Origin of the sequence: Microcystis sp. M31BS1, from assembly GCF_020245285.1 — a bacterium.
Classification (GTDB): Bacteria; Cyanobacteriota; Cyanobacteriia; order Cyanobacteriales; family Microcystaceae; genus Microcystis; species Microcystis panniformis.
In genome coordinates, this window is record NZ_JADBVE010000250.1 from 1 (window position 1) to 6,934 (window position 6,934).

A 6,934-nucleotide genomic window follows, 5' to 3' on the forward strand; every position below is an offset into this window, starting at 1 on the left:
GCAAGATTTTGAGAGAATCGTCGTTCAAAACCTCGCGTCTTCATCGGCCCGCGTCCTGTAGGGGCGAAGCATTCGGGCAATAACCTATCGGTGAAACCGGAGATTTTCTATCCGAATGCTTCGCCCGTACTTTTTCAGCAAGCCCTACTTAAGTTCTATAAATGAACAAAATTTAATTTTTTGCTTAATTCAATATTAATCCGGGATGACCACAGTTCGATAAACTCACTGACCGCAGTTCGCCCCTACAAAATCGACCGGCCTTTGGGCGGGAAAAAAAGAGAAAAACGGTTATAAAGTCCCCCCAGCACCGCACACCACCCGAAAACCGTCGTTGCCGAAGTCGTCGACGCGGCGGAAGTAGTAGTGGCGGTAAGCGGAACGGCAGTAATAGGGATCGTAGTACCAAGAACCGCCCCGCAATGGAGAACGATTATCCTTCCCATTTTCTATCCAAGCACTGCCATCCGTCGGTGCGCCATAATAATTATTGTGCCGGGTATCGGCACACCATTCCCAGACATTGCCGTGCATATCGTACAACCCAAAGGCATTAGCTACCTGAAAATAGCCCACTGGGGTTGTTTTATCTCGATATTCTCCTTTAGGTTCATCGGCATAGGTTTCAGTAGCTCGATAGTTAGCTAAATCTGCCGTTATCGTTTCCCCAAAGTGAAAGGCGGTTGTTGTCCCCGCTCTACAGGCATATTCCCATTCTGCCTCACTCGGTAGCCGATACTCCCGTTTTGTTTCCCTTGATAGTCGTTTACAGAATTCTGTTGCTTGATACCAGTTGACTCTTTCTACGGGTAGCTCATCCCCTTTAAAGTGAGAAGGGTTTGTCTCTAGGTCGATGGCTATTTTAGCGGTTGCGGCGATAGCTTGCCACTGAGCTTGGGTGATAGGATAACGTCCCATGTAGAAAGAGGAAACGGTTACTCGGTGTGAGGGTTTTTCTCGTCTAAATCCATCCCGACCAAATTTTTTCACCAGTCTTTTGATTTCCTTGTCTTCAGTTCCCATCATAAATGTGCCGCCGGGGATTTCCATCAATTCCAATTCGACTCCCTCGGCTAGTTTTTCGACAATGCCTTCTGCTTGCCTTTTTTCCTTTTTGATTACCCATTTTTCTGGTTCAAAACGACTTTGAGACTGACGTTCTATGGTTGCCAGGGTAAATTCAAAGGTACGGGTTTCTAGGATTTCGATGGTGGCAACGTCAAAGATAGAGGTTTTTAAGGGAGGTGGCGAGGATTGAGGGATTGGAAGGGGATTGGAGATATTAACGGCGATTTCTTCGGCAAATTCTGCGTATTCTCCCCCCAGATTGCGTAAGACTTCGATGCTGACTTGAGCGAAGGGAAGAATTTTTTCTCTTTGTTCTCGGGGATAGGTGGGTAATAGGGTTAATAAAGCGGCAAAACTGCGGATAGGACTTTTAATTTCCCCAGCAATATATTGGGAAATAGCATCGAGTACCTTGATAGTTTGTCGCCTACCGATAGCATCATTTAAGACTTGACGTACCCCGGGTAAAAAGTCATAGACTCGATACTGTCCTTCTTCATTTTCTACAATCGGTTTTAATAAACCTCCCATATAAAATTCTGCCACATGAACGGGACGCACTTCGTTTAAAAGAGTTTTACGAATAAGATTGACCACCTGCATACTTACCGGGGCAGCTGCCATCATTTTTGCTAGTTTTTTGGCCGGTTCTGACGCGGTGGCAAAAAATCGCTCGACCATTGCCTCGGCCTTATTTTTAATGCTGTTTTTATCTTCGCTGTCTTGCTTATTTTCCTCTCTGGATATAGGGGGAATTTCGATAATTTGTTGTTGAATAAATTCTAAATCAAATAAAAAGGCAGAAATCTGAGCATTACCTGAACCAGCGACAACTTTTGCCCATTGTTTGAGGACTTCTGTTTCCAAAGTGATTACGGGAATAAGAAGGGTATTTTGCCAGTTAATCGGTAGCCATTGGGGATAATTTTTTAAGATTAATTTCGGATTGGGAACACCAGCAGTTAAAGCAGTGGTGAAGAGTTTACGTCCTCGTCCTAGTTGGGTACTATTCCATAATCTTTCGGGGAAAAGTTGCAGAATAGCGGTGGGTTGTTTTTCTGACCAATCTTTTAACCAAGGATGAATTAAGGCTTTTTGCCAGAGAGGAGAGACACAATCACTTACTAGCAAAACTAATCCCCGTCCCCTGGGATGAATAAGTTCTTTATGGGGGTGATAACGTTGTCCCGGTTTACCTTTTTTTCTGCGTCTTACTAACTGTAATTCTTGATTATTTGAGGTTGATAGTTGCCAAACTCTGACGGTTTTAAATGCTCCTTGATTTTCTAAGAGATTTTGTAACTCATTAATTAATTCTCGCCAAATGAAAGAGGATCTAGATTCTTCTACTACTAATTCGAGGGTTAACCAGCGTTCCGGTTGGGGTTTAGTCACGGGTAGCCAAATATCCCTTTCTGCAATAAAAGAAGCGGTTGCTTCTTCATCTAAAATCGTTTTAGTTGCTGAGGGAACTTTTCCCATGAAAGGACGCAAAGCGCGACTAATAAAGAGTGCTGTCTGTAGTGCAGCGGCAGCAGGAACTTGAAAAGGAAAGTCTTGGATTGGGGTAGTTTTTTCTATTTCTTTGGGGAGAGATTCTTCGGTAATAATATCGACATTTGGCTGAGATTTTGATAGGTTATCTTCTGGAATCTCCTCTAAATTTTCCTCTATTTGATTAGAAGTTGATGAATCTATTGGCTGTTTATTTTCTGGAAATATTGGCGGTAATTGCAAGTCTTCAACACCCATTTGTAAGGCCAACCAGATACTATCAGCTACATCTTCATCACTGAGTTGTAACTGTTCAAGTAATCCTGTTTGCTCTAGATAATCTAATAGTTTTTTAATTGATGAATTGGATGGGGATTCACTCATCTTCTACCCTCCCCAAATCTTTCAAAAGTTGATTAATCAGGTCATCTTCAGTTGGTATAGCTCCTTTTTTGACCATAAAAATAGCATTAAGTAATTGATCCGTGGCTAGGGTTTGTGAATTGCGCTTTTGAATGAAGTTATCAATAAGTTTATCGATGTCTGGATTATTAGCAATTGTTTCTTCTAAATGTGCCTCAATTATTTTAATTAAGTCGGGTTTTTCCGGTTCTTTCATAGTTAAACGGAGACAACGACGCAAAAAAGGTGGGGGAAAGTCTCGTTCTCCATTGCTAGTTAAAATCACAAAAGGAAAAGCCTTACAGATAACTAAACCATCATTTATAGGTGTTTTTATATCTTTCTGGGTAATGTCGGTTGTATCGGTATAAGCAGTGCGGACTTCAACCCTTGGGACTTCTTCTTTTAGCCTAACTAATTCGGGGATTTCAAAGCGTCCTTCTTCAAATAAGGTGAGTAAATCATTGGGTAAATCGATATCACTCTTATCAATTTCATCAATTAACAGTACTCTTGGCTTTTCCGACTCTAATAGTGCGGTTCCCAAGGCTCCAAGGGTAATATATTTTTCAATCTGTTTTAATTGGTCTTTTCGTTCTTCTGGGGTTAATTCTTTTTGCTGCCGTTCCAGTAATTTAACTTCCTGTAACCGACCGATCGCATCATAGTTATAAAGTCCGTCTTTTAGGGTAGTATGGGTGGTAATCGGCCAGTATAATACTTCTCCTAATTTTAATTCCTGGGCGACTTTATAGGCAAGAGATGACTTTCCCGTTCCGGGTTTGCCAGTTACTAATAAAGGTCGCCGTAAATACAAGGCTGCATTGACCATTTTAATTTCTTCTTCGCGCACTAGAAAGGTTTCTCCCCGATGCTTACGACGACTTTCTCCCGGTTGCTTTTCTTTGCCAAAAGGTCGCCAGCTGGGGGGGTCTGGTAATGTCCAAGCGTCTGTGGGTTCTTGATTTCCTGTAAATTTTTTCCAGTCTTTCATAGTTCAATTTATGGCATTAAAAGTGGATAGTTGGGGGGAACAAGCTGGTAGTCATCCCAAAGTAATGATAAATGATTCCCAATATGATTATCTTCTAACCAAGCCGCAGAACGTCTATTTTTAATTATTTCTGGTAATTTCTCTAGTGGACATTGACAGATAGGGTCTAATTTTTCCTGACAGTTAAGTTCTTGGTTAGCATCGGGTCGTATCCACAGAGATAAAGGGATTCCAGTCTCGTATAAAATGGCTAGAATATTTTTTAACTCTAAGGAGTTTTCTTGACTGAGATTAGTTAACCTTGAACCGATAACATTATTAAATTTATGATATTTGAGTATTTTATTCGGATGGTCATTATTTGCCAGAGGTTTTTTTAAAATAACTATTTGCTGATTGTTTGATTCGATCAGTTTTTGGATTTCTTCCTCACACTTTAAGATTTGGGTCAGATTTTGTTGCTGTATATTCCGAAAAAGTTGGCATTTTTTGATCCATAAATAGGTTTGTTGATTGTTGATATTTTCGGCTGTTATTCGTTCTGAAAATCTCATGATTATCTCATGATCGACTCCCCAATGATGAGGATCGCAGCCTGTAGCTGTTGCCACTTCATCAATTGAAAATAAATCAATCGGTTTAATCTCTTTTTCAATAAATCTATAGGGAAGAAAAAATTGAACTTTTTCTAGGGAAGATTGACAGATATTTTCTGATTCTCGTTTAAATTTTTTTAGGTGATTAATCAATTCATTTTCTTGGAGATGATTACCCAGACTTATTCCTTCATTGGGTGTTAAAGATTGATATTCTCCACGTTTTTGAGGTTCTTTTTCTGTGGGATGATAATTGTTGATATCTTTAACAATCCAAGCTCTCAGCATTAAAGATTTGTTTTCCTCTGTAAGGGTAACAAATAAGCAGGGATTTTTGTCTGTTGATTTTTGAGCGATATTTTGTGAGCGATGATTAAGATTATTTTCTAAAGTATTGATTAAAACTTCCCATTTGGTTTGATATTTTTTTAGCCATTCTTTTAATAACTTTGCCAGAGCATCTGTTAAGTTTAACTGAATGATTAAATAGCCAATAAATATTTCTAACCAAGAAAATTTTGATTGAGAAGCATAGGTCAAATATCTTTCATCTAATTGATAGATTATTTCTATAAAATCAGACCAAGAGGAAGGAATTACTCTAGGTAAATCCACTAAATGATCCCTCACTTCAATTACTAAATTTTCATAAGCTGTATTAAGTTGATCTTGATAACTCTTGTTTTCAAATATACATCTAATCGAGGAGATAATCTCAGGAATTTTTCCTGCTATTTGTGCTATATCTAGCAACTTCTTCCAAGCTTTTAAAAGAACATTAGTAGGAATAAAAAATGCAGATTTTGCAAACATTTTTTCCTTATCAGCCATTACTGCCATCCCCACTACTCCCCCCAATTGCTCATCCCAGATAGCTGTCCCACTAAACCCACCTTCTACAGCATATCCTGTGCTTTTAGTATCTTCTATCTGAATTTTGTTGTTAGCAATATGACCTATTATCTTACCATCAGACCAGACACCTTCGTTTCTGGAAAAACCATAAGCTTTATAATTATGATCAGATAAATCTCCTATTTCAGAGGTAATTAAAGAAACTGGTTGAGCTTGTGAAGGAACTGAATATTTTAATCTTAAGATAGCAATATCTTGCGGATCATGGCTGTTAAATTTAACTGGATGCCAAACCTCTACGGTTGTTTCTAAAGATGTACCCGATGCAATGATAGGAAAATCACATTCAATAATGTCAGTAGGTTTCTCAGGAGATTTTACATCTAATCCTAAAGATTCATTAACAACATGAGCGCAGGTAATCAAGTATTCTGATGATATTAGAAATCCTGCCCCAACAATTTCTATTTTATCATCTTTCTTGTTTCGTTGCTTATAAATTCTGACCACAGAAAATTCTAGAGATGCAACCATTATTTTTATCTACGTCCTCATTGAGTAGATGATTGCTTATTTTTCTCCTTGTTATCCCATTTTAGGGTAATTTCATAATTAACATCGGCACTTCCAGATGCAATAATAGCCCCTAGCCCAACAGTCATTTTTATACCGAATTTTACCTCTACCTGATCGGCCGGTTCATTCAAACTTTTGACCTTATTAATTATGGCATTTGCCACCGGTTTTATGCCATTTAATGCGTCTTCAAAAGATTGAGCGGCTTTAACAGCTATTTCATCTGTTAGACTAATAAGTTCATCTTCTGGTTTCGGTTTGGGTAAGGGTAACTTTTCATCCACCTCGATGTAAATAGTCCCCTCCTCTGAGGTAAATTCCACTAAAGGACTCATAAAAATTCTCCTGTTTATTTTATTGCGGTTGCCCAGACTTAATCAATCACAACTCCATCTTTTTGCTCTCCTGCCTAATTATATCTCTTTACCAAGTGTTCGGTTGAAAGTCAGCATCATTAATAATTGCCACCGTATCCCCAGAGGGTTTAATCACAAATAAACCTTTTTTATAAGCATAGCGATCTACACCTTTGTTAATTTCAATTCCTGCCACTGCACCGTAAGCTCGATAGTTTTTGTAATGGGGAAAAGCGATTTTAAAACGAGTCAATTTTTCAATAAATTCATCCACATCATCTTGAGATAATCTCGATTTACATTCCACCACCACAAGATCGGTATCATCCACCCCTAGGATATCAATTTCCATGGCGATACCCTGACGTTTGACTCTGGCGCGGGGATAAACTTCCTTAATATCAATGCCTTTCTCCTGAAAAAGCCGTAAAACCGCCGGTTCTACCAATTCTTCCACAAATCGACCCCAGCGAGTGGTGAGACTATCTACCGCTTTGCTGGTTCGTTCTACGGTGCGTTTCAGTTCTGCCATCGAGCGCTCGGCTTCAGCAGACCGGCGATCGCTTTCTAATTTCGCTTCGGCAGCTTGGCGC

General features: G+C 39.3%; 5 protein-coding genes. All 5 read right to left on the reverse strand.

Annotated elements, in window-relative coordinates; translation table 11 throughout:
- Positions 1–291 precede the first annotated feature (291 nt).
- Positions 292–2,946, reverse strand: a complete 2,655-nt coding sequence (locus IM509_RS14740) for a formylglycine-generating enzyme family protein (RefSeq protein ID WP_185237466.1) — start codon at positions 2,944–2,946, stop codon at positions 292–294.
- Positions 2,939–3,958 carry an AAA family ATPase gene (locus tag IM509_RS14745; RefSeq protein WP_185237467.1) on the reverse strand — a complete coding sequence of 340 codons (1,020 nt, stop codon included), beginning with the start codon at positions 3,956–3,958 and terminating at the stop codon, positions 2,939–2,941. The genes IM509_RS14740 and IM509_RS14745 overlap by 8 nt, the downstream gene beginning before the upstream one ends.
- 8 nt (positions 3,959–3,966) lie before the next feature.
- The gene (locus IM509_RS14750) at positions 3,967–5,943 is read right to left on the reverse strand and encodes a VMAP-C domain-containing protein (protein WP_185237468.1); all 1,977 of its coding nucleotides are present in this window, start codon (positions 5,941–5,943) and stop codon (positions 3,967–3,969) included.
- Positions 5,944–5,960: 17 nt separating this feature from the next.
- Positions 5,961–6,320, reverse strand: a complete 360-nt coding sequence (locus IM509_RS14755) for a CU044_2847 family protein (protein ID WP_123229902.1) — start codon at positions 6,318–6,320, stop codon at positions 5,961–5,963.
- Between the two features lie 88 nt (positions 6,321–6,408).
- Positions 6,409–6,934, reverse strand: a 526-nt coding sequence (locus tag IM509_RS14760) for a DUF3782 domain-containing protein (RefSeq protein WP_287717099.1), incomplete at its 5' end; no start/stop codon positions are given.